General features: G+C 68.9%; 23 protein-coding genes and 1 tRNA gene. 13 read left to right on the top strand and 11 right to left on the bottom strand.

Annotation, left to right across the window (positions count from 1 at the left end; translation table 11 throughout):
• Nucleotides 1–131 precede the first annotated feature (131 nt).
• The 5 genes from E4P24_RS05030 (at nt 132) to E4P24_RS05010 (ending at nt 4,536) form a co-directional block, all read left to right on the top strand.
• Entirely contained in the window at nt 132–350 is a 219-nt protein-coding gene (locus E4P24_RS05030) for a hypothetical protein (RefSeq protein WP_188148196.1), read from the top strand.
• 1 nt (nt 351) lies between these two features.
• The gene (locus tag E4P24_RS05025; protein WP_188148195.1) at nt 352–1,146 is read left to right on the top strand and encodes a sulfite exporter TauE/SafE family protein; all 795 of its coding nucleotides are present in this window, start codon (nt 352–354) and stop codon (nt 1,144–1,146) included.
• Nucleotides 1,147–1,148: 2 nt separating this feature from the next.
• On the top strand, nt 1,149–3,629 hold the full coding sequence (locus tag E4P24_RS05020) for a heavy metal translocating P-type ATPase (RefSeq protein ID WP_188148194.1): 2,481 nt from the start codon (nt 1,149–1,151) through the stop codon (nt 3,627–3,629).
• A 66-nt stretch (nt 3,630–3,695) separates the two neighbouring features.
• Nucleotides 3,696–4,016, top strand: coding sequence for a hypothetical protein (locus E4P24_RS05015; protein ID WP_004044006.1), 321 nt, complete (start codon nt 3,696–3,698; stop codon nt 4,014–4,016).
• A 79-nt stretch (nt 4,017–4,095) separates the two neighbouring features.
• Nucleotides 4,096–4,536, top strand: a complete 441-nt coding sequence (locus tag E4P24_RS05010) for a pyridoxamine 5'-phosphate oxidase family protein (protein ID WP_004044008.1) — start codon at nt 4,096–4,098, stop codon at nt 4,534–4,536.
• Between the two features lie 37 nt (nt 4,537–4,573).
• On the opposite strand, the gene yqeC is transcribed toward E4P24_RS05010, so the two are convergent.
• Together yqeC and fdhF are read right to left on the bottom strand one after the other, a co-directional pair.
• Nucleotides 4,574–5,338: a selenium cofactor biosynthesis protein YqeC gene (gene yqeC, locus E4P24_RS05005; RefSeq protein ID WP_115860205.1), complete on the bottom strand. Its 765-nt coding sequence runs from the start codon at nt 5,336–5,338 to the stop codon at nt 4,574–4,576.
• A complete protein-coding gene (fdhF, locus tag E4P24_RS05000; RefSeq protein WP_188148655.1) occupies nt 5,331–7,373 on the bottom strand; it encodes a formate dehydrogenase subunit alpha in 2,043 nt (680 codons plus the stop codon). The genes yqeC and fdhF overlap by 8 nt, the downstream gene beginning before the upstream one ends.
• A gap of 95 nt (nt 7,374–7,468) precedes the next feature.
• On the opposite strand from fdhF, the gene E4P24_RS04995 reads away from it, so the two are divergent.
• On the top strand, nt 7,469–10,282 hold the full coding sequence (locus E4P24_RS04995; protein ID WP_188148193.1) for a cation-transporting P-type ATPase: 2,814 nt from the start codon (nt 7,469–7,471) through the stop codon (nt 10,280–10,282).
• Here the strand turns inward: E4P24_RS04995 and E4P24_RS04990 are convergent.
• Nucleotides 10,257–10,973: a TVP38/TMEM64 family protein gene (locus E4P24_RS04990; RefSeq protein ID WP_006600525.1), complete on the bottom strand. Its 717-nt coding sequence runs from the start codon at nt 10,971–10,973 to the stop codon at nt 10,257–10,259. The genes E4P24_RS04995 and E4P24_RS04990 overlap by 26 nt on opposite strands.
• A 117-nt stretch (nt 10,974–11,090) precedes the next feature.
• Here E4P24_RS04990 and E4P24_RS04985 point away from each other — a divergent pair, with 117 nt between their 5' ends.
• Nucleotides 11,091–11,531, top strand: a complete 441-nt coding sequence (locus E4P24_RS04985) for a universal stress protein (protein WP_004064217.1) — start codon at nt 11,091–11,093, stop codon at nt 11,529–11,531.
• 72 nt (nt 11,532–11,603) lie between these two features.
• Here E4P24_RS04985 and E4P24_RS04980 read toward each other — a convergent pair whose 3' ends face one another.
• Nucleotides 11,604–12,032 carry a universal stress protein gene (locus tag E4P24_RS04980; RefSeq protein WP_049897042.1) on the bottom strand — a complete coding sequence of 143 codons (429 nt, stop codon included), beginning with the start codon at nt 12,030–12,032 and terminating at the stop codon, nt 11,604–11,606.
• Between the two features lie 190 nt (nt 12,033–12,222).
• On the opposite strand from E4P24_RS04980, the gene E4P24_RS04975 reads away from it, so the two are divergent.
• From E4P24_RS04975 to E4P24_RS04965, 3 genes are all read left to right on the top strand, one after another.
• Complete coding sequence (locus tag E4P24_RS04975; RefSeq protein ID WP_049896119.1) at nt 12,223–12,693, top strand: HTH domain-containing protein; 471 nt, start codon at nt 12,223–12,225, stop codon at nt 12,691–12,693.
• Nucleotides 12,694–12,807: 114 nt separating this feature from the next.
• Complete coding sequence (locus E4P24_RS04970; RefSeq protein WP_188148192.1) at nt 12,808–13,827, top strand: class I SAM-dependent methyltransferase family protein; 1,020 nt, start codon at nt 12,808–12,810, stop codon at nt 13,825–13,827.
• Nucleotides 13,828–13,885: 58 nt separating this feature from the next.
• Nucleotides 13,886–13,958 (top strand) — tRNA-Thr (locus tag E4P24_RS04965).
• A gap of 334 nt (nt 13,959–14,292) precedes the next feature.
• On the opposite strand, the gene E4P24_RS04960 is transcribed toward E4P24_RS04965, so the two are convergent.
• Together E4P24_RS04960 and E4P24_RS04955 are read right to left on the bottom strand one after the other, a co-directional pair.
• A complete protein-coding gene (locus E4P24_RS04960) occupies nt 14,293–16,470 on the bottom strand; it encodes an amino acid permease (RefSeq protein ID WP_188148191.1) in 2,178 nt (725 codons plus the stop codon).
• Complete coding sequence (locus E4P24_RS04955) at nt 16,467–16,889, bottom strand: NAD(P)-binding protein (protein WP_115860211.1); 423 nt, start codon at nt 16,887–16,889, stop codon at nt 16,467–16,469. The genes E4P24_RS04960 and E4P24_RS04955 overlap by 4 nt, the downstream gene beginning before the upstream one ends.
• A 234-nt stretch (nt 16,890–17,123) precedes the next feature.
• On the opposite strand from E4P24_RS04955, the gene E4P24_RS04950 reads away from it, so the two are divergent.
• A complete protein-coding gene (locus E4P24_RS04950) occupies nt 17,124–17,603 on the top strand; it encodes an Lrp/AsnC family transcriptional regulator (protein ID WP_006600528.1) in 480 nt (159 codons plus the stop codon).
• A 54-nt stretch (nt 17,604–17,657) separates the two neighbouring features.
• Here the strand turns inward: E4P24_RS04950 and E4P24_RS04945 are convergent, their stop codons facing one another.
• The 3 genes from E4P24_RS04945 to E4P24_RS04935 all read right to left on the bottom strand — a co-directional run bounded on the left by E4P24_RS04945 (nt 17,658) and on the right by E4P24_RS04935 (nt 19,283).
• On the bottom strand, nt 17,658–18,101 hold the full coding sequence (locus tag E4P24_RS04945) for a Rieske 2Fe-2S domain-containing protein (RefSeq protein ID WP_004064228.1): 444 nt from the start codon (nt 18,099–18,101) through the stop codon (nt 17,658–17,660).
• A 309-nt stretch (nt 18,102–18,410) separates the two neighbouring features.
• A complete protein-coding gene (locus E4P24_RS04940) occupies nt 18,411–18,620 on the bottom strand; it encodes a hypothetical protein (RefSeq protein WP_004044021.1) in 210 nt (69 codons plus the stop codon).
• An 87-nt stretch (nt 18,621–18,707) separates the two neighbouring features.
• Entirely contained in the window at nt 18,708–19,283 is a 576-nt protein-coding gene (locus E4P24_RS04935) for a DoxX family protein (RefSeq protein ID WP_049921758.1), read from the bottom strand.
• A 117-nt stretch (nt 19,284–19,400) separates the two neighbouring features.
• On the opposite strand from E4P24_RS04935, the gene dph5 reads away from it, so the two are divergent.
• Entirely contained in the window at nt 19,401–20,210 is an 810-nt protein-coding gene (dph5, locus tag E4P24_RS04930; protein WP_115802335.1) for a diphthine synthase, read from the top strand.
• 20 nt (nt 20,211–20,230) lie between these two features.
• Here dph5 and artA read toward each other — a convergent pair whose 3' ends face one another.
• Together artA and E4P24_RS04920 are read right to left on the bottom strand one after the other, a co-directional pair.
• Nucleotides 20,231–21,142, bottom strand: a complete 912-nt coding sequence (gene artA / locus E4P24_RS04925; protein ID WP_004044024.1) for an archaeosortase A — start codon at nt 21,140–21,142, stop codon at nt 20,231–20,233.
• Nucleotides 21,143–21,296: 154 nt separating this feature from the next.
• Nucleotides 21,297–22,076, bottom strand: coding sequence for a VOC family protein (locus E4P24_RS04920; RefSeq protein WP_004064251.1), 780 nt, complete (start codon nt 22,074–22,076; stop codon nt 21,297–21,299).
• Nucleotides 22,077–22,211: 135 nt separating this feature from the next.
• Here E4P24_RS04920 and E4P24_RS04915 point away from each other — a divergent pair, with 135 nt between their 5' ends.
• Nucleotides 22,212–23,654, top strand: a complete 1,443-nt coding sequence (locus tag E4P24_RS04915) for an MATE family efflux transporter (RefSeq protein WP_004064253.1) — start codon at nt 22,212–22,214, stop codon at nt 23,652–23,654.
• Nucleotides 23,655–23,656: the final 2 nt, after the last annotated feature.

Raw genomic sequence — 23,656 nt, 5'->3', positions numbered from 1 at the left:
GCGGCTCCCTCTGCTGTCGAATCAACGGCCATACCCGGTCATGAGGAATAACGGGACTTTAACGCAACACCCCATTCCAACGCGGTGGGAATAGGCGAAATCAGAAACACCGTGGTCGCGAATGGACCGATATGGAACTCACGCCACGGCGCGCCGGAACCGTCGCACTGCTCGCGCTCCTGCCAGCGGTCATCTTCGGCGTGACGCAAAACCCCCTCGCAGGGGTCGTCACGGCCGTCAACGTGCTTCTCATCTCGACAACCATCTACCTCCTCATGAGTCCGACCGAAGGCGGACACGGCCACGACAGCGACGCCGACCCCGAGACCGACGCCGAACACGCCGCCTGAGATGGACGGCGGCATCTCGCTCGGACTGCCGGCCGCGACGCCCGAGGCGGTGGCGTTTCTCCTCGTCGGCCTCTTCGGCGGGGCCCACTGCCTCGGAATGTGCGGCCCGCTCGTCAGCGTTTACGCCGACCGCCTCGCCGACCGCGAGGGCGTCGATAGCCGGTCGCTCACGCTCCGACAGGTCCGCCAACACGCCCTGTTCAACGTCGGGCGAGCGCTGAGTTACGCGGCTATCGGGGCCGTCTTCGCCCTCGTCGGCGGCCTGTTTTTCGACGCGTTCGACTCGGTGGCCGCCGTCGGGAGCGGTGTCCGCGGGACGACCGGTCTGCTCGTCGGAGCCGCTATCATCCTCACCGGCGTCGGCTACCTCGTCGGCCAGTCCGCCGCTATCGACCGGTTCACGCCGGCCGCGGTCACGCGCCTGTTCGGCCGCGTCAGCGGGTGGGCGACCGCCCGCGTCGATAGGCTCGTCGGCGGGCCGCGAATCCTCGGGCTCGGGGCGATTCACGGCCTGCTTCCGTGTCCCATCATCTACCCGGCGTACCTCTACGCCTTCTCGACGGGCGACCCGCTCCGGGCCGCCGCCCTGCTCGGCCTGCTCGGCCTCGGGACGATTCCGACGCTGTTCCTCTACGGGACGCTTCTGGGCCGCGTCTCGGCGCGGCGGCGGGCGACGCTCCACCGGGCGCTCGGCGCGGCGTTCCTCGTCCTCGGCTACATCCCGCTGTCCCACGGGCTGATGCTTCTGGGCGTGTCGGTCCCGCACCTTCACGTGCCCTTCTACCAACCGTTGTGACGATGTCGACCACGACGCGGTCCCGCGGGTCGGCCGGCGGCGGAAGCGACGGCGACGACGGCGAGGGCTGTGACCTCTGCGGCCTGCCGACGCCGACGCCGCCCGTCACCGGCGACGAGGTGGACGGCGAGTTCTGCTGTCGCGGCTGTCTCGAAATCACCCGCGCGCTCGGCGACGCCGCGAGCGCCGACCCCGAGACGGTCGAACGCGAACTCGCGGGCGAGACAGACGAAGTGCCCGACGACGCCGAGCGGACCTACATGGCCGTCGACGGGATGCACTGCGCCACCTGCGAGGCGTTCGTCTCGGGAACCGCGCGGACCTGCGAGGGCGTCTACGCCGCCGAGGCGAGTTACGCCAACGACATGGTCCGCGTCACCTACGACCCCGAAACCGCCGACTTGGACGGGCTGTCGGGGACGCTCGCGCGCTACGGCTACGGCACGCGCGACCCCGAGGAGCGCGAGGCGGCCGAGCGGTCGGACAATCAGGTCGCTCGGTTCGTCATCGGCGGCGGCGTCTTCGGCATGATGGTGATGCTGTGGTACGTCCTGTTTCTGTACCCGACCTACGTCGGCTTCCAGCCGGTGGTCGAACTCGGCGTGTTCGACGGGGTCTACATCCTCGGCAACATCTGGGTGATGACCTCCATCGTCCTGTTCTACACCGGCTTTCCCATCCTCCGGGGGGCGCTCGTCAGCCTCCGCGCCGGCCAGCCGAACATGGACCTGCTCGTCTCGCTGGCGGCGACGAGCGCCTACGTCTACTCGACGGCGGCCGTCCTCGCCGGCGAGACGCACGTCTACTTCGACGTGACCGTCGCCATCATCCTCGTCGTCACGCTCGGCAACTACTACGAGGACCGCATCAAGCGGAAGGCCGCCGGGATGCTCTCGGACCTCGCGGCCTCGCGCGTCTCGGAAGCGCGCCGGCGAGTCGAAGGCGACGCCGACGGCTCCGGCGACACCGCCGTCGAGATGGTCGCGCTCGACGCGCTCGAATCGGGCGACCTCGTGGAGGTCCGACCGGGCGAGCGCGTCCCGGTCGACGGGACGGTCCGCGAGGGGACCGCCGCGGTCGACGAGGCGCTCGTCACCGGCGAGTCGATGCCGCGGACGAAGCGACCCGGCGACGACGTGCTCGGCGGCACCGTCGTCACCGACCGCCCGCTCGTCGTCGCGGTCGGCGAGGACGCGACGAGCACCCTCGACCGACTGGTCGAACTGCTCTGGGACATCCAGAGCGCCCGCACGGGCGTCCAGCGCCTCGCCGACAAACTGGCGACCATCTTCGTCCCGACGGTGCTCGTCCTCGCCGCCGTCGCCTTCGGCTGGACCCTCCTCGGCGGCGGCACGCCGACCGACGCGCTCCTCGTCGGCCTCACGGTCCTCATCGTCTCGTGCCCGTGCGCCCTCGGCCTCGCCACGCCGTTGGCGGTCGCCTCGGGCATCAAGGAGGCCGCGGGCCGGGGTATCGTCGTCGCCTCCGAAGCCGTCTTCGAAGCCGTCCCCGACGTTGACGTGGTCGTCTTCGACAAGACCGGGACGCTCACCGACGGCGACATGGCGGTCCTCCGGGTCGTCGGTGACGGCGAGAACAGTGGGGGCGACGACGAGAACGCCGCGCTCGCCGCGGCCGCCGCGCTCGAACGGTTCTCGGCGCACCCGCTCGCGACCGCCGTCGTGGAGGCGGCCGAAGACCGAATCGAGGCGGCGGGGGCGGATGCGTCGATTCCCGACGTTGCGGCCGACGACGTGACCGTCCACGACCGCGGCGTCTCCGGAGAGGTCGACAGAGGACGCGGGCGCGTCGTCGTCGGTCATCCCTCGCTCCTCCGCGACGAGGGCGTAACGCTCGCTCCGGCCCACGAGGCCGCCGTCGAGGCCGCCCGCGACGAGGGCGCGGTGCCGGTCGTCGTCGGCTGGGGCGGGCGCTCTCGGGCGGTGCTCGTCGTCGGTGACGAACCGCGCGAGGCGTGGGACGACGTGGTCGCGGCCGTCGCCGACGACGGCCGCCGCGAGGTCGTAGTCCTCACGGGCGACTCCGAGCGCGCCGCGCGCCGGTTCCGCGACCACCCGGACGTGGCAGACGTGTTCGCGGGCGTGCCGCCGGAGGCGAAAGCCGAGACGGTCGAACGCCTCCGCGCCCGGGGGACCGTGGCGATGGTCGGTGACGGGAGCAACGACGCGCCCGCGCTCGCCGCCGCCGACATCGGCATCGCGCTCGGCACGGGGACGGACATCGCGGGCGACGCCGCCGACGCGGTGCTCGTCGGCCGCGACATCGACGCGATACCCGAGGTGTTCTCGCTTTCGACCGGGGTGAACCGCCGCATCCGCGGCAACCTCGCGTGGGCGTTCGGCTACAACGCGGTCGCCATCCCGTTGGCCGCCTTCGGCGTGCTCAACCCGCTTTTCGCCGCCGTCGCCATGGGCACGTCGAGCCTGCTCGTCGTCGCCAACTCGGCGCGGTCGCTCGACTGAGTCGCCTTCCCGAGACGGTCACCGAAAGCGGACCAGTCAAGTCGCTCCGTCTCGTCGGGAACGATAATGACAGACGACCCCTTCTCGCTCGCCGTTCCGGAGGGGTGGACCGTCGAGACCGACGTGGACACCGACGAGGCGAGCGCTAAGACCGTCTACGAGTCGCCCGACTCGGACCGGCGCGTCACCATCACCGAGTTCGCGCGCGGGCTGACGCTCTACTGGTGGGTCGACATCTTCGCCTTCGCTGACGGGGAGTGGCACCGCCGCGAGGTCGGCCTCGGTGACTCCTACCGCGACGTGGACGCCGTGAGCGACGCCGCACAGGACGCCCTCGACCGGCTCGCGTCGTCGGGCGAGCGAATCGAATCGGTAGCCGACGACTGATTTATCACGGCCTCGCCGTCGGGCCGTCGCAGTCCGGCACGCACCACCGTTTCATGTGTCGCGGCCGCGAACGTCACGTATGCGAGATATCAGATTCGTCTACACCGTCGGCACCGACCCCGAAACGGTCGCCGAACGCCTGTCGAACGCCTCGTCGGGCGTGCTGTCGCTGGCCGACGGCGGCCGCTCGTATGCGATTCCCGCGCACGTCTCCTACGACGCCGACGGCGGTCGACTCCTGTTCCGACTGACCGATGACGGCGAAAGCGAGAAGTTCGCGTTCATCGAGGAGACGGAGGAGGCGACGTTCGTCTGCTACGAGGACGCCGGCAAAGACTCGTGGAGCATCATGGCCCGCGGGTCGATTCGCGTCCTCCCGGACGACGAGCGCCCCGACGCGGCGACGATAAACGACCTGTTCGGCGGCGTCCGCGTGTTCGACGAGGAGGTCGACGACCTCGAATTCCACCTCGTCGAACTCGAACTCGACGAGCTGACGGGCCGCGAAACCGCCAGATAGTCGCTTCGCGGGTGTCGTCTCGTGGCGTCGTGGCGGGTCAGTAGAACCCGACGACCGGCTCATCGGCCGCGAGCGAGGTCGCAACCACGCGGTCGACGCGGGGGTGCTCACCGAGCCAGCCGGCGATTTCCGCGGCCGTCTCGGCCAGTCGCTCGTCGTCGACCATGTTGAGGACCGGGACGACCCGCGCCGTCTCGGGCACGCCTTTCATCCCGCCGCGGTCGTTCGACAGCACGGCGGCCACGTCCCACTCGGATATCGCGTCGCCGACGGCCGTCCCCGACACGTCGGAGACGAGTTCGGGTCGGTGAACGCGCTCGTCGGAAAGCGGCTCGCCGACGACCCGGACGCTGGCGACCGGACAGACGAGGTCGGCCGTGTCGGGGAGTTGCGGTTCGTCCTCGCCGGGGGCTTTCAGCCAGCGCGAGCGCGCGCCGTCGGCCTTGACGAGCACCACGTCGTCGGTGGCGCGCGCGATTCGGTCGACCGTCGCCGGGTCGTAGCCGCGGTAGCGGTCGGAGCGCTCGCGCTCCGGCACGACGCCGAGCGGGCGGGGTTGCGTCTCCGCGACGGCGGTCTCCGGGTCGTCGGTGACGACCACCTCGGCCACCTCGTCGTCGAAGATTGGGATGCGGACGGTGCTCGTGACCACGCCGTCGAGGTCGCGGGCGAGTCGGTAGAGAAGCGATTTCTTGCCGCCCGCGCCGACGGCGCAGACGAGGTCGTCCGGGCCGATACCGAGGGCGTCGGCGAGCGTCGGAGGCGAGGCACTCGGCGCGGGCGACGCCGACGGGTCAGTCATCGGCCGCCACCTCCGGTTCGACCGTCACGCGGACGGCGCTGTGTTTGTACTCGGGTATCTTCGCCACCGGGTCGAGCGCATCGCCGGTCAGCCGGTTCACGAGCGGGTCGGCGTAGTGGAACGTGGCGAAGACGGTCCCGCGGCGGACGGCGGGCGTCACCTCGGCCGCGACCGCGACCTCGCCGCGGTCGTTTTCGACGCGGACGGTCGCACCGTCGTCGATGCCGCGGGCGGCGGCGTCGTCGGGGTGAATCTGCAAGCTGTCCTCGCCGCGCATCCGCATCAGCACGCCCGAACGTCGGGTGAGCGCGCCGCTGTTGAACTGTTGGAGGACGCGCCCCGTCACGAGGACGAGTTCGTCGGCGGCGACGGGGTCCGCCGGGTCGACGTGTTCGACCACCCGGAACGGGGCAGTCTTCGACCCCGATTCGAACGCGTCGGCGTGGAGGATTGCGGTCCCCTCAGTCGCACCCTCGGGGAACGGCCAGCGCTGGCTCCCCGCGTCGATGCCGTCGTACGACATCCCGGCGTAGATGGGCGTCACCCGCCGGAGTTCGTCGAAGACGCCCTCGGGGGTCGCCGGCGCGTCGAGGCCGGCCACGCGGGCGGCGAACTCCCGGAGGATGTCGAGGTCGGCGCGGGCGTCGCCGGGCGGCGCGACGTTCCGGTTCATCCGGATAACCTGTCGGTCGGTGTTCGTCACCGTCCCCGACTTCTCGGCCCAGACGCTCCCCGGAAGCACCACGTCGGCGAATTCGGCCGTCTCGGTCGGGAACACGTCGTGGACGACGCAGAAGTCGAGGGATTCGAACGCCTCGCGGACGCGGTTCGCGTTCGGCTCGGTCACGGCGGGGTTCTCACCGAAGACGTAGGCCGCCCGCACCTCGTCGCCGAAGCGGTGGGTCGCTTCGACCTCCGTGAGCCCCGGCAGGGCGGGTGGTTCGAACCCCCACACGTCGGCAACGGCGGCGCGGGCGTCGTCGTCGGTGACGGGGCGATACCCCGGCAGGACGTTCGGGAGCGCGCCCACGTCGCCCGCGCCCTGCACGTTGTTCTGCCCGCGGAGCGGGTTGACGCCGGTGCCCACCTTGCCGACGTTGCCGGTCAAAAGCGGGAGGTTGATGAGCGCCTGCACGTTGTCGGTTCCGCAGTGGTGTTGGCTCATCCCCATCCCGGTGAAGACGGCCGCGCGGTCGGCCTCGCCGTAGGCGCTCGCGGCGGCTCTGAGGTCGTCGGGGTCGACGCCGGCGCGCTCGGCCTCAGCGTCGATATCGAGCCCCGAGAGAGACTCGCGGAGCGTCTCGAACCCCGTGGTGCGCTCGGCGACGAACGCCTCGTCGACCAGTCCCTCCTCGACGACGACGGCGGCCATCGCGTTGAGAAGCGGGATGTCGAACCCCGGCTTCACCGGGAGGTGGATGTCCGCCGCCTTCGTCGTCTGGTTCTCGCGGGGGTCGACGTGAATCATCGTCGTCCCCGACTTAAGCGCCGGCAGCAGGTACGAACGGAAGATGACCGGGTGCTGTTCGGCGGGGTTCGCGCCGGTCACGAGGAACACGTCGGCCTCGCCGAGGTCAGAAAGCGAGTTCGTCATCGCCCCCGCGCCGAAGCGGTCGCCCATCGCCGCCACCGTCGAGGCGTGACAGAGCCGCGCGCAGTTGTCGACGTTGTTCGTCCCGAGCGCCCGCGCCGTCTTCTGGAGCAGGTAGTTCTCCTCGTTCGTGCAGTTCGACGACGAGAAGAAGAACGTCGAGTCGGAGCCGTGGTCCGCGACGACGCGGGAGAACTCGCGTTCGATGCGGTCGAACGCCTCGTCCCACGTCGCCTCGACGAGCCGGCCGTTCACTCGCACCAGCGGGGTGGTCAGGCGCTCGTCGTGGTCGACCACGTCCCACGCCGCGGCCCCCTTTGGACAGAGTTCGCCCCGCGTGTTGACCGGGCCGTTCCACCCGACGGCGCTCCCGCGGTCGGCGTCGTAACGGATGCCGCAGCCGACGCCGCAGTACGGACAGACGCTCTCGCTCGATGCCGCCACCCGCTCAGGCACGCTGACACACCACACACATAGTCGAACGTGCGACCCGAACGGTATTCATCGTACCGCCGACTGCGGCGGGGTGAAAATCGCCGGTGGACATACGTCGGTTCGTGTCGTTCGGTCGAACTGTGCACGAGCAGGCAACCGCGCATCGGGAGGCCGAGGAAGCGAGCGGACGCGAGGACGTGCCGTGGCACGCGCTCGAAGGCGAGGCGGCGCTGGAGCGACTCGGGTCGAGCCGCGAGGGTCTCGACGCCGACGACGCGGCCCGCCGACTCGACGAGGAGGGGCCGAACGAACTCGCGGACGAGGAGGGCGTCTCGCCGCTTTCGCTCCTCGTCTCGCAGTTCACCGGGCCGCTCATCCTCCTGCTTTTCGTCGCCGCCGGTCTCTCGCTGGCCGTCGGCCTCCTGCCCGGCCGCGACCCGGGCTACACCGACGCGGCGCTCATCCTGCTCATCCTCTTCGGAAACGGCCTGTTCGGCTTCGTGCAGGACTACCGCGCCGAACAGGCGCTCGCGGCGCTCCGGGAGATGGCGACGCCGGACGCGACGGTCCGACGCGGGGGGTCGATTCGGGCGGTCCCCGCGACCGAGGTCGTGCCGGGCGACGTGGTCGTCCTCGAAGCGGGCGACGCCGTTCCCGCCGACGCCCGCATCCTCACCGCGGCCGACTGCCGCGCCGACGAGTCGACGCTGACCGGCGAGAGCGTCCCGGTGGACAAGGCGGTCGACCCGGTCGAATCCGACGCGGCGCTGGCCGACCGGAGAAGCGTCCTCCACGCCGGAACCACCGTGGTCAGGGGTCGCGCCGAGGCCGTCGTCGTCGCCACCGCGATGGACACCGAACTCGGGGGCATCGCAGACCAACTCGGGCAGGCCCGCCAGCGCGAGACGCCGTTCGAAATCGAGGTCGACCGCCTCGGCCGCCGCATCGGCGTCGGCATCGTCGCGCTCATCCTGCTCATCGCGGCGGTCCAGCTGTTCCTCACCGCGACCGACCCGGTGGTCGTCCTCCTCGTCGCCGTCACGCTCGCCGTCGCGGCCGTCCCCGAGGGCCTCCCGGCGGTCGTCACGCTCACCCTCGCGCTCGGGTCGCGGACGCTCATGGAGCGCAACGCGCTCGTCCGCAACCTCGCGGTCGTCGAGAGCCTCGGCGCGGTCGACTACATCGTCACCGACAAGACGGGGACGCTGACCGAAAACCGCATGACCGTCACCCGCGCGTGGCTCCCCGACGACCGGACGGTCGAACTGGACGGTGGTTCGGATTCGACTGCCGCCGCGTCGGGAGACGGCGACGCGAGCCCCGACGCAGGGGCCGTGTCGGACCCGGACCCGGCGCTCGCGGCGCTGCTGTCCTGCGGTGCCCGCTGCAACGACACCAAGGAACTCGACGGCGGCGACCACCGCGGGGACCCCACCGAAGTCGCGCTCGTGACCGCCGCCGCCGACGCGGGCCTCGACGGCTCGCGCGACCCCGACGACAGGCTCCGCGAAGTCCCCTTCACTTCCGAGCGAAAGCGCATGTCGGTCGTCGTGGACGACTTCGACGCCCCCGGCGACGGCCCCGTCGCGCTCGTGAAGGGCGCGCCCGAGGAAATCGTCGCGCGGTGCGACCGCGTCCTCGTCGACGGGGAAATCGAGGCGTTCACCGACGAGCGCCGCGAGCGCGTCGAGGCGACCGTGGCCGCCTTCGCCGACGACGCGCTCCGCGTGCTCGGGTTCGCCTACGCGCCCGCGGTCGACCCCGACGCCGACGACGAGACGCTCGAATCGGGGCTCGTCCTCCTCGGACTCCAGGGCATGACCGACCCGGCGCGCGAGGGCGTCGCCGAGGCGGTCACCGACTGCCGCGACGCCGGCGTGCAGGTGACGATGGCGACCGGCGACACACCGCGGACCGCCCGCGCCATCGCCCGCGAGGTCGGCATCGACGCCGACTCGGTCGTCACCGGGACCGAGGTGGCCGCCATGGACGACGAGGAACTCGGGCGAGTCGTCGAGGAGACGAACGTGTTCGCCCGCGTCGCGCCCGAGCACAAGGTCCGCATCCTCCGGGCGCTTCAGGACGCGGGCTACACGGTGGCGATGACCGGCGACGGCGTCAACGACGCGCCGGCGCTCGGCAACGCCGACGTGGGCATCGCCATGGGCGACCGTGGGACGCAGGTCGCACAGGGCGCGTCGGACGTGGTGCTCCGCGACGACAACTTCGTCACCATCCGCGACGCCATCGCGGAGGGCCGCGGCATCTTCGACAACATCCGCAAGTTCGTCAACTACCTGCTGTCGGCCAACGCCGGCGAGGTGTTCGTCGTCTTCCTCGGGACGCTCCTCGGCGCGGCGCTGTTCCCCGAGGTGTTCGCGTCCGAGTCGGCGCTCGTCATCACGCCCGTCGCGCTCCTGTGGCTCAACCTCGTCACCGACGGCTTCCCCGCGCTCGCGCTCGGCGCGGACCCCAAGTCGGACGACGTGATGCACAGGCCGCCGCGCCCCCGCGACGAGGGCGTCCTCGACCGCCGGACCGTCGCCTCGATTCTCGGCATCGGCGTCGCGCTCACCGCGACCGGACTGGGCGTGTTCTTCTACGCGCTCTCTCGCTCCGGCGACCTCGTCGTCGCTCAGACGGTGCTGTTTACGTTCCTCGTCACCGCCGAGTTGGTCCGCACGCAGTCGGTTCGGCTCCGCTATCGGCTGTCACCGCTTTCGAACCCGTGGCTCCTCGGTGCGGTCGGCCTGTCGCTCGCGCTCCACCTCGTCCTCCTCTACACGCCGGTCGCGGACCTGTTCGGCGTCGTCCCGCTCGGCCTCACGGAGTGGGGCTGGGTCGCGGGCGCGTTCGTCCCGTTCCTCGTCGCGAACCTGTGTCTGGTGTGGCTCAACGACCGGCTGTTCGCTCCGTGAGCGACCCGAGCGCGCCCATGAGTCGGTCGCGGTAGAGATAGCCGAGGACCGACGCGGCGAGCAACGCGCCGACGAACACCGCGGTGAGTTCGGCGTTGCCGTCGGCGGCGGCCGCGCCCGCGAGGTTCACGAGCAGGAAGCCGGGGAGCCGGCCCACCGCCGCGACGACGACGACCCTGCGAACCGGGATGTCGGTGAGGCCGGCGGCGAAGCAGATGGCGTCGTCGGGGAGGCCGGGGACGAGAAACACGAGAAAGAGGACGGCCAACCCGTGGGTCTCCATCGCGTCGTCGAAGACGGAAAGCGCGTCGGCGGTGACGACGCGCTCGACGTACGGCCGGCCGAGAAATCGCGCGAGCGAGACGGCGAGCGCCGTGCCGAGGACGATGCCGACCATGCTGTAAACCGTCCCCCAGAGCGCGCCGAACAGGTAGCCGCTGGCGAAGCCGAGCGCCTGTCCGGGGATGGGCGCGACGAGCACCTGCGCGATTTGCACGCCGACGAACGCGAGCGGGGCGAGCGTCCCGAATTCGAGGAGCCACGCCCGCAGCGCCGTCGGATTGGCGAGAAACGGAAAGCGGTCGACGAGCGTCGTGCCGACGAGGGCGAGGAGGGCGACGACGACGACGGCGAGCGCGAGCGTCCGCCATCGGTCGCGCCGCGATTCGAAGAGGTCGGGGACTGATACCACGGATACCCACTCGCACGCCGCGGTGAAAAGCCCGGCGCGACCCCTCGCGGCGACTCCGCGAGCGCCCCACCGACCGCGGGAGCGCTTTTGTCCCGAGACGATGTAGTAATAACCGTGATGGATACGATTCTCGTCGCCGTCGACGGCTCCCCGCTGTCGAAGCGCGCGTTCGAACAGGCCCTCTCGCACGCCGACTCGACGGTCGTCGCGCTGCACGTCATCGACCCGACGGACCCGGGTTACAGCGCGCCGTCGGACGCGGACATCAGCACGGAACCGCTCCACGGCTCCGAGGAGTGGTACGAGCGGGCGCAGGAACTCGCGGACGGAATCTTCGAGGAACTCGCGGCGGTTGCCGACGGGAGCGAGGTGGAACTCAGGACCGAGACGCTCCGCGGCGACCCCGCGCGGACCATCGTCGACTTCGCTCGTCGGGAGGGCGTCGACGCCGTCTACCTCGGCGGCCACGGCCGCGCCGGCGAGACGGACCTGCTTTTCGGCAGCGTCGCCGAGTTGGTCGCCGGCCGCGCGCCGATGAGCGTGATGGTCGTCCGCTGACGGGCGCACTCGCGCTCGTTCGCGGTCGCCTCGCGGCCGGCTGTCGCCCCGAGCGACGCGCCTCACGTCACGTCACTCGTCGTCGTCAGCCGGCGGCACGCACAGGACGGGCACGTCCGAGAGCCTGACGACCCGCTCCGCGACGCTCCCGAGCAGGTAGCGCTCCAGCCCGCTCGTCCCGTGGGTCCCCATCACCACGAGGTCGATGTCGCGCTCGTCGCCGTAGTCGATGATGGTCTCGTGGGGCAGGCCGACCCGAATCTCCGTCTCGACGGGCACGTCGCGGTCGGCCGCGCGGTCGGCAACGACACCGACCGCCGTCTCCCCGCGCGTCTGCGAATCGTCGTCGTCGACGGGCGCGTCCGCGTGGCCGGTCCGAACGTCGACGACGTAGAGAACGTGCAGGGCGGCCCCGTAGGTCGCCGCGAGGTCGACCGCGTACTCCGCCGCGCGGACCGCGTGGTCGCTGCCGTCGGTGGGGACGAGAATGTGGTCGAACATACCCGCACAGACGCGCGCCGAGCGAATAAAACCGAACCCGTCCGGACCCGGGGTGGCCGAGCCTTCCGCGTCGCACCCCGAACCGACCACGCCCGTCGCTCTCGCTCGCGTTCCCGATTCCCGGTCACCGGGAAGGATGAGTCCGCCTTATGCCCGAATCGCGCGTACCCTTCACCGGGTGGTGAGGAGCATGCAGACTGACGGTGAACGGAGGGTGGAACTGTGGATTCGTCCGATTCGGGACGGCCTTGGGGAGGAACACCAAGCGCTCGTCGTCCGACTCGAACGGCTCGCGGACGAGGGGGTCGTCGACGACGTGTGCGTCCGAACGTGGGGACGAGAGGTCGATGTGGAGTCCGACACCGCGCCGACGAAGCGCGACGCGGTCGTCCGCGAGCGACTCGCCGAGTGTCGCCACTGGGCGCGAAGGGAAGGGGTCGCGCTCCCGACGCTCGACGAGCGGGCGACGGTCGGGTCGGGGCGGATGGGGCCCGAACACGACGCGGTCGTCCTCCCGCCGACGCTGGGAATCGTCTTCCGGAGCGACGAAATCGAGGTCGTCTACCCGCACGAGCGAGACGAGGGGCTCCGAACGCTCTCCGACTGGGTCGAGACCGCGAGGTCGTCCCTCGGCGTCGACCGCGACCGCGCCGAGGTGTAACCGGGGACCGGCCGTCGATTCCCCGTCGGCTCCCCGTCGGACTCGCCGGACGATAGCCCCCGAGCGAGAGCGGCGAAGCGTCACGCTTACTCGGGACCGTGTAGTGGTCGAGGTATGAACGTCCCCTGCGTCCGCGTGCCCCGCGAGTCGGGCGAGGCGGCGCGCCGACGCCTCGCCGACGCCGGGTTGCTCGACCACGACCACGAGATTACCGTCGACGAGGGGACGCTCTACATCCCCGTCGTCGACGCCGACGCCGTCCCCGACGACTTGGCGGTCGTCGACTTCGAACCCCCGACCCGCGAAACGCAGACCACGCCCGCCGACCTGCTCGGCTTCGAACCCTCCTACGAGCGCCTCGGCGATATCGTCATCCTCGACGAGGACGACCCCGACCGCGCCCGCGAGATTGCCGACGCTATCGTCGCCTCCGACCTCAAGGCCGAGACGGTCGTCAACCGCGCCTCGAAGGTCAAAGGCGAACTCCGCGTCCGCGACTGGGACGTGCTCGTCGGCGACTCGACCGAGACGGTCCACCGCGAGTACGGCCACGAGTTCCGCCTCGACATCGACACCGTCTACTTCTCGCCCCGACTGGCCACCGAGCGCCACCGCGTCGTCGAGGCGATTCAGGAGGGCGAACACGTCTTCGATATGTTCGCCGGCGTCGGCCCGTTCGCCGTCCCGGCCGCCGCCGCGGGCGCGGAGGTCGTCGCCTGCGACCTCAACGAGGCGGCCGTCGCGTTCCTCCGGGAGAACGCCGCGCGGAACGACGTGGCCGACCGACTCACCGCGATTCACGGCGACGTGCGCGAAGTCGCCGCCGACTACGAGGGCTGGGCCGACCGGCTCATCATGAACCTCCCGCACAGCGCCAGTGGCTTCCTCGACACCGCCGTCCGCCTCGCGAGCGACGACTGCGTGATTCACCTCTACGACATCCAACACGAGGACGACCCGTTCGGCCCGGGACTCGCCGCCGTTCGCGCCGCCGCCGAACCGACCTACGAGGTCGACGTCGTGAACGAGCACGTCGTCCGGTCGTACGCCCCCCACGAGTACAACGTCTGTCTCGACGTTCGCCTGACGAAGCGGGGTGAGCGGGCTGGTGGCGACCGACAGACGCCGGGGTGATTCGCAAGTCTTAATTACGTAACCGGGGTACGAAAGAATGCGTTCGAAAGCCCACCGCGCCGGTGTAGCTCAGCTGGCAGAGCGATTCCTTCGTAAGGAATAGGCCGAGGGTTCAAATCCCTCCACCGGCTCTTTCTGTCGAACGAAGTGAGGCGAAGAGCCCTGCGTGGAGGATTTGAAGCAGGGAGCAAATCGAAGATTTGCGACCGAGGTTCACAATCCTCTCCACCGGCTCTTTCTACCGAACACAGTCCGATTGAAGAGCCTTGCGTGGAGGGAGTTGAGCCAGCGAGCAACGCGGAGCGTTGCGAGTGAGGTTCACAATCTCCGCCACCGGCTTACGTTTTCAGCGAACTAATTCGTCGAGCACCCCGTGTGCGCGGCCCCTCGTGAGCAGACGGGTGTGAGCAACTAATGGGGTTGAGGAGCCGAAGACTTGGTCACACAAACGGCAACGACCGTCTGCTAGAACGTCAGCCGTTCGAGCAGTCGCTGTGCGAACGTCGGCTGTTGGGAGTCGTGTGGGTAGACGGTGATTGTCGTACAGCGCGGGGGCGTGCCGGCCGGTCGGTCGGTGAACAGGGCGCTCCGAACACCCCGTTCGGGGCCGCGACGGACCACTACGTCCGGGTCCTGCGACCAGCCGCCGTCGGCCCGCAGCGGCTCCGAACGAACCGACACGGAGAGCAGTTCCGAGAGCTCGGCCTGGTACTCCCCGACCGTCCGTTTGTGCTGGTCGGTCATCTTCGGAGTGGCGGGCTGTCGGAGCAGCACGTCGCCCCCGCTGGCGGCGGCGACGGCTTCTGCGACTCCGACCGCTCGCGGCGGGTACGGCCCGCCGTCGCCGGCGAGGACGACCCGTTCGGGGTTGTCGTAACCGAGGTTGTCGACCAAGAGCACGTCGCAGGGCGCGTGGCGAACGACCCAGTCGATGGGGTCACCGAACAGCCGCGAGCGGAGTCGGAGCGGCTCGTGTTCGGCCACGACGGTGTCGACCCCGCGACCGTCCGCGAAGTTGACGACCGCGCGTTTCGTGTCGTGGCTCACGATTTCGTCGGCCTCGATGTCGACGCCCAGCTCCGCCGAGAGCGCCTCGATTCGCGCCTCGTACGAGATGTCGGTCGACGACTGCGCCGCGGCGTCTTCGGTGAGCGGGACTTGGTCGGGAACCTCCTCGAAGCGGACGACGACGACGCGGCCGTCGTCGGGGCGAACGAGGTCCGCGGCGACGGCGACGAGCGACCGTTCGCGTTCGTCGTCGAGGTCCTTCGTGAGCGCGACGAGGACCTCACGGGGGGTCTCGTGCATCGCCGACGCCGTTCGGGTGAGCGCGCTCTGTCCGACTTGCCGGCGAACGGCGTCCGTGACGACGCCTTCGCGGCTCACCCGCGACCGGGCGTACAGCACGTACCAGACGACGCTCCCGAGCGTGATGGCGACGGCCCCGAGCAGGGCGGTCGAGCCCATCTGCGTCAACAGGAGCGCCGCGGTGACGACGCCGAACACCTGCACCCACGGGTAGAGCGGCGAGGTGAACTCGGGCTCGTACTCCGCGTTCCCCTCGCGGAAGGCGACGACGGCCACGTTGATGAGGCCGAACACCAGAATCTGGAAGGCGCTCGCGAGCTTTGCGATATCGAGAATCGGGACGAACGCGATGAGCACCAACAGCACCGCGCCGGTGAGGGTAATCGAGGCGACGGGCGTCCCGAACCGCTCGCTCACGGCCGAGAACGACGGCGGCGCGAGCTTGTCCCGGCTCATGGCGAAGGGGTACCGCGACGAGGAGAGCACGCCCGCGTTGGCCGTCGAGACGAGCGCGAGGATGGCCGCGAGGATGACCACGACCACGCCGAACTGGCCGAGCGTCGACTCGGCGGCGACCGCCATCGGCGTGAGCGACCCGGCGACGCTTCCGGGGTCCGTCACGCCGACGAGCACCGCCACGATAGCGACGTACAGCACCGTGGTGAACGCGAGCGACCCGAGGATGCCGAGCGGGATGTTCCGGCCGGGGTTCTCGACTTCCTCGGCGATGCTCGCGACCTTCGTCACGCCGGCGTAGGAGACGAACACGAGGCCGGTCGCGGCGAGGAGCCCGCCGATACCGGCGTCGAAGAAGCCGGCGTAGTTGGCCTGCTCGACGCTGGGCGCGCTCCCGGCGGCGAACCAGCCGAGCGCGGCCAGCATGACGACGACGATGGCGACCTGCAAACGGCCCGTCTGCTTCGCGCCGACGACGTTGACGAGTATCAACACGGCCGCGAGTCCCAACGCGACGGGCTGGAGCGGGAGGTCGAACAGGAGAAGCAGATACGGGACGCCGCCGACGAGCGCGAGCGCGCCCTTGAACGACAGGGAGAACCACGTGCCGACGCCGGCGACGGTTCCGAGCAACGGCCCCATCCCCCGCTCGATGTAGATGTACGTCCCGCCGGCTTTGGGCATGGCGGTCGCCATCTCGGACTTCGACAGGGCGGCGGGCACGACGAGCAGGCCCGCGAGGGCGTACGCGACGATTACCGCCGGTCCCGCGACTTCGAGCGCCAGCGCGGGCAGGATGAAGATGCCGCTGCCGATCATCGCACCGATGCTGATGGCGAAGACGGACGGCAGTCCGAGGTCGCGCTCTAACTCCTTCATACGGCTCCCGCGAGCGTGCCCGACAGGACGGAGGTCGCACAGACCGGCTGGTGGCCGGCCTCGGCGAACAGCTCGAAGCGGTCCGGCGTGTTGACCAACACGACGACGTGCTCGACGTCGAATCGGGCGCGAACGAGCTGTGCGATGAGCAGGTTCCGGCTGTCCGACGCCGTGGCCACGACGACCGTCGACGCGGACGAGACATCGGCTTCCGTCAGGGTCCGGACGTCCGCCGGGTCGCCGCGAACCCCGTCGGTGTCCGAACGGTCGTGAAACTCGTCGACCACGCGGACGGCGCGGCCGTCCGCTCGCAAGTGCCGGGCGACGGCGGAGCCGAGGTGCGCGCCACCCAAGACGTAGTACGTGCGCTGTTCACAGTCCGTGAGTCGCTCGTCTGCGACGGAGTGATTCGACGTCATGTGTGCTGAATGTGGTGGGCCGGAGTTGGCTCCGACCGTGCGTACATCCCCGTTGGTGACGGAAGTGCTTAAACTAGCGTGTTATTTTGACGAGTCGTCAAAGGAAATTCCTAAAAGACATAATCCGTCATTATATTCTGGGTCGTCGGTCAACTCGTCGGGGGTCGGCTGTCGAACACGGACACGACGCATGGAACAGACTCATAGTCGCACCGCGTCCAGAGTAGCCCACGCATGAAAGACGGCGAGTTAGACTCGATAGACAGGCGCATCCTCTACTACCTCCAGCAGGACGCCCGAGGAACGTCGTCCAGCGACATCGCGGAGAAACTCGGTCTCTCGTCGAGCACCGTCAGAACGCGACTCAACAGACTCGAAGACACCGGCATCGTCCGCGGCTACCACGTCGACATCGACTACGACCTCGCGGGCTACCCGCTCTACACGAAGATCATCTGTACCGCGCCCGTCCCGGAGCGCTCCGCGTTGGCGAATCGGGCGCGCGACGTCCACGGCGTGACCGCGGTTCGAGAGATAATGACCGGCGAGCGGAACGTGTACGTCAACGCCATCGGGACGGACCACGACGACCTCAATCGCATCAGCGAGGAACTGGATGGGCTCGGCCTCGACATCGTCGACGAACAGCTCATCCGCGACGAGTTCGTCTGCCCGTATCACGGGTTTCTCGACGAGGACGGCGCTGACCAGTAGGCGACCAGTATCTCGCGGTTGGCGACGACGCGACGGCGAGCGGGCCCGGAGCGCTCAGAACCCGATGTGCGACGTCGAACTGGGGATGTCGTCGTCGTCGCCGTCGTCGCCGTCCTCGTCCTCGCCCGCCGCGCCAGCGGAGAGATAGGTGTACTCGTCGTCGGTCAGGAAGACGCCGCCGTCGGTGACCGCGATGTCCACGTCTGGCAGGCTGGTGCCCGCCGCCTCGCCGTTTTCGCACGCGCCGGAACAGGTGTCGAACATCGACCCGTGTTTCGGGCAGATAATCTCGCCGTCGCGCACCGCCGCGCCGGTCCCCCGGTCGAACCGCTGGTTCTCGTGGGTGCAGGTGTTCGGCCACGCTTCGATACCCGGCTCGTCGTCGCACCGAACGAGAATGAGTTCCGTCGGCCGCGAGTACGCGTCCTCCGCGGTGAACAGATACGACCCGTTTTCGGGGACCTCGTCTACGGCCGCGACTCGGGTTCCATCGACCATCGGCCACAGCTATCGACCGAGCGGAAAAGTAGCTATCGACGACGCCGCGGCTGGCCCCGCATCGGGGGACGAACGCCGCATCGATGCCGATTACGCCGAGACGAAGCGGTCCCACACCGCCCGACAGTCGTTACAGAGGAACCCCGTGAACTCGTCTACCGCGTGTTTCCGGACCGTCGTGTCTCGTCCGCACCGTTCACACCACATACTCACTCGTTCGGGAGACTGTCGTATTGTTATGAAGCTCATAGTCGCGGACTCGACGCTCGCGCGATTCGGAGCGAGAGCCCGAACCGGCGAGCGACCGGCTCAGTCGTTCTCGTCGAGGTTCACGCCGCAGACGCCCGCCTCGTCGCCCATCTTCTCCACGCCGGGGGCGAACCGACCCAACTCCCACGCGGGGTCGTGGCCGGTCTCGGCGCGGTGTTCTTCGATTCGGAGGCGCGCGTCAGCGAGCTTCGAAAAGCGCTCTTCGAGCCCGCACGTCGGACAAGCGACCGTCGCACGAGGGGTCGACATCACTCGAAGGGAACACGCCAGTCGAGATAGTTCCGTCGGGTCAGTCCGCGGAGGACGGCGAAAAAAGCGGTCGCTTGCGCACGGCGGTCAGCCCATGACGAGGCTCATCCACCGGTTGCGCCGCACGAACTCCATGTTTTCGAGGTAGGCGTCGACGCCGAGGATGCGGCCCGCGCCGAACGCGCCGAGACCGAACAACAGCACCGCGTAGACGATGTGGTCGTCGACGACCCAGCCGTGAGCCAGCGGGAGTCCGGCGAGGATGCCGCCTTCGAGCGCCGCCGCCCAGTAGAACAGCATCATGACCGCGCCCCAGAAGGCGCTGAAGCGGACGAACGCGCCGAGGATGAGCGCCAGTCCGGCCAGCGTCAACCCCCACATGTTCAGCATGTCGATGAGGGGGCTGCCGGCCATCGAACTCCACAGTCCCATGAGGGGGTTCCCCTCGGGAATCGCGTTGGCGAGGTAGCCCGCCGCGGTCCAGTTGTTCGAGGGGTCCGAATCCAGGTAGGTGACGAGCTTCGTGATACCGCCTTGGAACAGCGTCCACCCCATTACCACTCTGAGCAGGAACAGCGAGTAGCCCACCCAGCGCTCCGAGTAGTCGAACCGCACCGCTTGTCCGAACAGTTCCGTCTCTAGTGTACGACTATCTGTTGACATACGGAGGAAATATTTTCCGGCAAACTACAATAGTGTGTTGGGTAATCTCACGCAATGGGTATCCGTCGTTCCGCCGAGGGTCACGCCGCTTATCACCGACGGCGACAGAACACGGACATGCTCACGTTCATCGGACTCGGCCTGTACGACGAGCGCTCCGTCACCGTCGAAGGGCGGGAGGCGCTCGCGGACGCCGACCGGGCGTTCGCGGAGTTCTACACGAGCCACCTCGTCGGCGCGACCGTCGAGGAACTCGAAGCCTACCACGACATCGACATCGAGGTCCGCGACCGCGCCGGCGTCGAACAGGACCCCGAGCCGATACTCGACGCCGCGGAAGACGAACACGTCGTGTTCCTCACCGCCGGCGATACGATGATTTCGACCACGCACGTCGACCTGCGACTCCGCGCCGAAGACCGCGGCATCGAGACGCGCCTCATCCACGGCGTGACCGCCCAGTCCGCGGCCAGCGGCCTGACCGGACTCCAGAACTACCGCTTCGGGAAGGCCGTCACGCTCCCGTTCCCGTACGTCCACGGCGGCGACCCCGTGCCGAAGAGCGTCGTCGACTCGCTCGAAGCGAACCGCGACCTCGGCTTGCACACGCTCGTCTACCTCGACATCAAGGTCGACTGGGAGGGCCGCCGCGGCGTCGAGGTCGACGGCGACCAGTACATGACCGCCGACTACGCGGCGGAGCTGTTCGCCGAACACTGGGACGCCGACGCCCTCGGCGTGGCCGTCTGCCGGGCCGGAAGTCCGGACCCCGTCGTCGCCGCGGACCGCCTCTCGGCGCTCGCGGAACGCGACTTCGGCGCCCCGCTCCACATGCTCGTCATCCCCGGCGAGGTCCACCACGTCGAAGCCGACGCGCTCTCGGCGCTCGGCGGCGCGCCCGAAGAACTGTTCGACGACGAAAACTGAACGTCACTCCGACGGCGTAATCAGTCGAGCCCTAACTCGTTTCTGAGGTCGTACTCGTCGCCGGTCACCATGTAGAGCACGTCCTCGATGACCGTGAGGAGTTCCGGCACTTCGTGGACGACGAGGTAGGTGACTCCCACGAGCGCGACGACCGCGAGCGCCTGACTGATGATGCGGTCGGAGATGAAAAACGACACCATGTACGGGTCCGACGAGCCGAAGAGGAACAGAACCTCGTCGACGAACAGGTGGAAGTACTGCTTGCCGACCGAGATGGCGATGAACGTCGTCCGAAGCAGGTTCAGCGCGTAGATGATGGGAACGGCGATGGCGAGCCCGCGGAGTTTCCGGCCCATCGGCGCGTCGACGGCGGCGATGAGGCCGGCGAAGATGGCGATGCTCCCGAGGCCGGTGCAGGCGAGGACGACCGAGATTTCGAGTCGGTGCGAGCCCTGCATCCACAGGAACGTGTTCAGATAGCCCTGATCACCGACAATCATCTGCGGCGTGTAGCCGAGCGATTCGATGAGAAAGCGCGTCTGCGCCGCGACGGTCTCCATGAGGACGCCGCGGGGCGCGGGGACGGTCGCCCCGAGGAGGGTAAACGCCGGAATCGTCTCGAACGGGAGGTAGACGACGCCCATGGCGGCGACGGCGCGCGAGAGGACGAACAGCGTGTCACGGCCGTTGTAGAGGAGCCAGCCGGCGTAGAGCGACGCCGGGACGGCCGCGATGGTCAACAGCCCCTCGATGTAGCTCTTGTGGACGAGCGTGAAATGCGGGATGAGTTGGAGCCAGAAGAGCGCGAACAACACCCACGCGGCAGTCATCACCCGCCGGCCGAGTTCGCGGTCTCGCCCGTTTGCGACCGCGCCGGCGACGAAGGTTCCGATGACCACCCACGCGAGGATGTCGGAGAGGAGACCGGGCATACGTATTGGATGCGGTGGACCGATTAAATCCCTTGCCGTTCCGGACGCCGACTGCCGGTGCGAGTCGGCGGTCCGAATCCGCAGTGCCGCCGCTGTCTCGACAGTCGAGAGCGACGAGAAAACGAGACGCCCGGGGCGTCAGACTCGACGCGGGTTACTCCGGCGACTCGAAGTCGGCCGGGATGACCTCGATTTCGTGGCCGTCGGGGTCCTTCGTGAACGCGAACATGTCGTCGCAGGACTCGGGGTCGCGGTAGTCTTCGGCCTCGCGCTCCATGAGCGTCTCCCAGTAGTCGTGGAGGTCGTCGGCGCTGACGGCGAGGTGGCCCCACGCGTCGCCCATCTCGTAGCTCCGGCCGTCGTAGTTGTAGGTGAGTTCGACGGCCATCGCCTCCTCGGCCGCGCCCTCGGGCTTCATGAAGTAGTTCGCGAAGGTGTCGGACTCCCAGCGACCGGTGTGTTCGTAGCCGAACTTGCGGGTCCAGAAGCCGAGCGCCTCGTCGGCGTCCTCGACGCGAATCATCGTGTGGTCGAGGCTCCACTTCGCGCCGTGGTCGCGCTTGACGATTTCGACCTCGTGGCCGTCGGGGTCCTTGACGAACGCGTAGCGACCGCCGCAGGACTCGGGGTCGCGGTAGTCCTCGACGCCCTCATCCATCAGCTGCTGGTAGGAGGATTCGAGTTCGTCCTCGGGGACGCGGACCGCGATGTGGCCCCACGCGTCGCCCATCTCGTAGGTGTTGTCGCCGTGGTTGTAGGTGAGTTCGAGAACCGCGCCCTCCTCGTGGAGGTCCTCGGGGCCGAGGTAGACGTTGGTGAACGTGTCGGCCTCCCAGCGACCCTTCTCCTCGTAGCCGAGATGGGTCGTGTACCAGTCGAGCGACTCCTCGAGGTCTTCGACGCGAATCATCACGTGGTCGAGGGTTCCGGACATACCCGAGTGATGTGTCGCGCCGGCGAAAAACGTACCGAACGCGGAAGCCACCGTCGATGGTTGCCACACGCCGTCTACGGGAGTTTTCGGCCCGTTACGAGATACATAAGTACCACCCGAAGTTACGATTCGGCAGTGTTCCCGGTCCCCAACCCCGTTCGCCTCCTCATCCTCGGCATCGGGCTCGCGCTCGCCCGTCTCGGTCTCCTCGACCGCGAGCGCGCCGTCCGCATCGCCGACCTCTCGTGGCCCCGCGTCGTCACCGGTCTCGCCCGGATGTCGAAGAACGCCGTCGACGTGGCGATGGTGGGTATCGCCTCGGGGACCGTCGCCATCACCGGCGTCGGGTTCGCCGGGCCGTACTGGGGGCTCGCCTTCGCACTCGGCGGCGGTATCGCCGGCGGAACCATCGCGCTCGTCTCCCAGCGGTTCGGCGCGGACGCGATAGACGAACTGGGGCTCGCGGTGCGGTCGAGCGCGCTCTTGACCGTCGTCGCCACGCTCCCGGTCACGGCCGTCTTCTGGCTGTTCCCTACCGAACTCATCTCCGTGCTGAGCAGCGACCAAGGGGCCATCGAACTCGGCGCGGCGTACCTCCGAATCGTCGGCCTCGGCGTCCCCTTCGCCGGTCTGAACCTCATCGGGAGCCGCGTTCTCGTCGGCAGCGACGACGCCTACACCGCGATGACGCTCCGTGCGAGCGGTGCGGTCATCAACATCGTTCTCAACGCGGTGCTCATCTTCGGTCTCGACCTCGGCGTGGAGGGGGCGGCGCTCGGAACCGTCCTCTCGAACGTCGTCGTCACCGGCGCGTTCGCGGTCGGTCTGTCGCGGGGGTCGCTCCCCGGCGTGGGCGCGTTCCCCGTCGTCGTCGACCCGTTCGGCCCCTTCCTCGACACCGAGACGATACGCGACCTCGTCAAAATCGGCGTCCCCGTCATGGGTCGGAGCCTCGTCTGGACGGTCGCGGAGTTCCCGATGCTCGCCATCCTCGACAGCTTCGGACCCGACGTGGTCGCGGCGTTCGTCATCGCCCGCCGCATCTGGGGGCTCATGAACACCCCCGGCTGGGGCTTCGGGCTGGCGTCGTCGAGCCTCGTCGGGCAGGCGCTCGGCAAGGACGACGAACAGACCGCCGAGGCCTACGGCAACGAGGTCATCCGGTTCGCCGTCGCCACGTACCTCGTCTCGGCGGCGCTCGTGGCGATATTCGCCCGCCCCATCGTCCTCGGGTTCGTCGATAACCCGGCTGACCCGGCGGTCCCCATCGCCATCGACCTCGTCTACGTCGCCTGTATCGCCGTCATCTTACAGGGCGTCTCCGGCGGCTCCGCGGGCCCGCTCGACGCCAGCGGCGACACCCGCTGGACGTTCGGCAGCCAGTTCGTCGGGATGTTCCTCGGGTCGATTCCGCTCACCTACATCGGCTCTATCACCTCGCTCGGACTCACCGGGCTCTACTTGGCGTTCCTCGCCGAGACGACGATTCCGGCGGTACTGAACTACTACCGGTTCAAAACCGGGACGTGGAAGGTAGTGAGTCGGGGCTACCGACCGAAGACGGCCGCAGACGACTAAGC

It is taken from the genome of Haloferax sp. AS1 (genome assembly GCF_014530665.1).
GTDB classification, from domain to species: domain Archaea; phylum Halobacteriota; class Halobacteria; order Halobacteriales; family Haloferacaceae; genus Haloferax; species Haloferax volcanii.
The sequence above is the reverse complement of the archived record's forward strand: the minus strand, read 5'-3'. Positions and strand labels throughout refer to the sequence as shown.

What these genes read in the sequence shown, in the direction of transcription:
- E4P24_RS05030 (WP_188148196.1), top strand. Translation starts at nt 132, where the DNA reads ATGGAACTCACGCCACGGCGCGCCGGAACCGTCGCACTGCTCGCGCTC.
- E4P24_RS05025 (WP_188148195.1), top strand. Translation starts at nt 352, where the DNA reads ATGGACGGCGGCATCTCGCTCGGACTGCCGGCCGCGACGCCCGAGGCG.
- E4P24_RS05020 (WP_188148194.1), top strand. Translation starts at nt 1,149, where the DNA reads ATGTCGACCACGACGCGGTCCCGCGGGTCGGCCGGCGGCGGAAGCGAC.
- E4P24_RS05015 (WP_004044006.1), top strand. Translation starts at nt 3,696, where the DNA reads ATGACAGACGACCCCTTCTCGCTCGCCGTTCCGGAGGGGTGGACCGTC.
- E4P24_RS05010 (WP_004044008.1), top strand. Translation starts at nt 4,096, where the DNA reads ATGCGAGATATCAGATTCGTCTACACCGTCGGCACCGACCCCGAAACG.
- yqeC (WP_115860205.1), bottom strand. Translation starts at nt 5,338, where the DNA reads ATGACTGACCCGTCGGCGTCGCCCGCGCCGAGTGCCTCGCCTCCGACG.
- E4P24_RS04985 (WP_004064217.1), top strand. Translation starts at nt 11,091, where the DNA reads ATGGATACGATTCTCGTCGCCGTCGACGGCTCCCCGCTGTCGAAGCGC.
- E4P24_RS04980 (WP_049897042.1), bottom strand. Translation starts at nt 12,032, where the DNA reads ATGTTCGACCACATTCTCGTCCCCACCGACGGCAGCGACCACGCGGTC.
- E4P24_RS04975 (WP_049896119.1), top strand. Translation starts at nt 12,223, where the DNA reads ATGCAGACTGACGGTGAACGGAGGGTGGAACTGTGGATTCGTCCGATT.
- E4P24_RS04970 (WP_188148192.1), top strand. Translation starts at nt 12,808, where the DNA reads ATGAACGTCCCCTGCGTCCGCGTGCCCCGCGAGTCGGGCGAGGCGGCG.
- E4P24_RS04960 (WP_188148191.1), bottom strand. Translation starts at nt 16,470, where the DNA reads ATGAAGGAGTTAGAGCGCGACCTCGGACTGCCGTCCGTCTTCGCCATC.
- E4P24_RS04955 (WP_115860211.1), bottom strand. Translation starts at nt 16,889, where the DNA reads ATGACGTCGAATCACTCCGTCGCAGACGAGCGACTCACGGACTGTGAA.
- E4P24_RS04950 (WP_006600528.1), top strand. Translation starts at nt 17,124, where the DNA reads ATGAAAGACGGCGAGTTAGACTCGATAGACAGGCGCATCCTCTACTAC.
- E4P24_RS04945 (WP_004064228.1), bottom strand. Translation starts at nt 18,101, where the DNA reads ATGGTCGATGGAACCCGAGTCGCGGCCGTAGACGAGGTCCCCGAAAAC.
- E4P24_RS04940 (WP_004044021.1), bottom strand. Translation starts at nt 18,620, where the DNA reads ATGTCGACCCCTCGTGCGACGGTCGCTTGTCCGACGTGCGGGCTCGAA.
- E4P24_RS04935 (WP_049921758.1), bottom strand. Translation starts at nt 19,283, where the DNA reads ATGTCAACAGATAGTCGTACACTAGAGACGGAACTGTTCGGACAAGCG.
- dph5 (WP_115802335.1), top strand. Translation starts at nt 19,401, where the DNA reads ATGCTCACGTTCATCGGACTCGGCCTGTACGACGAGCGCTCCGTCACC.
- artA (WP_004044024.1), bottom strand. Translation starts at nt 21,142, where the DNA reads ATGCCCGGTCTCCTCTCCGACATCCTCGCGTGGGTGGTCATCGGAACC.
- E4P24_RS04920 (WP_004064251.1), bottom strand. Translation starts at nt 22,076, where the DNA reads ATGTCCGGAACCCTCGACCACGTGATGATTCGCGTCGAAGACCTCGAG.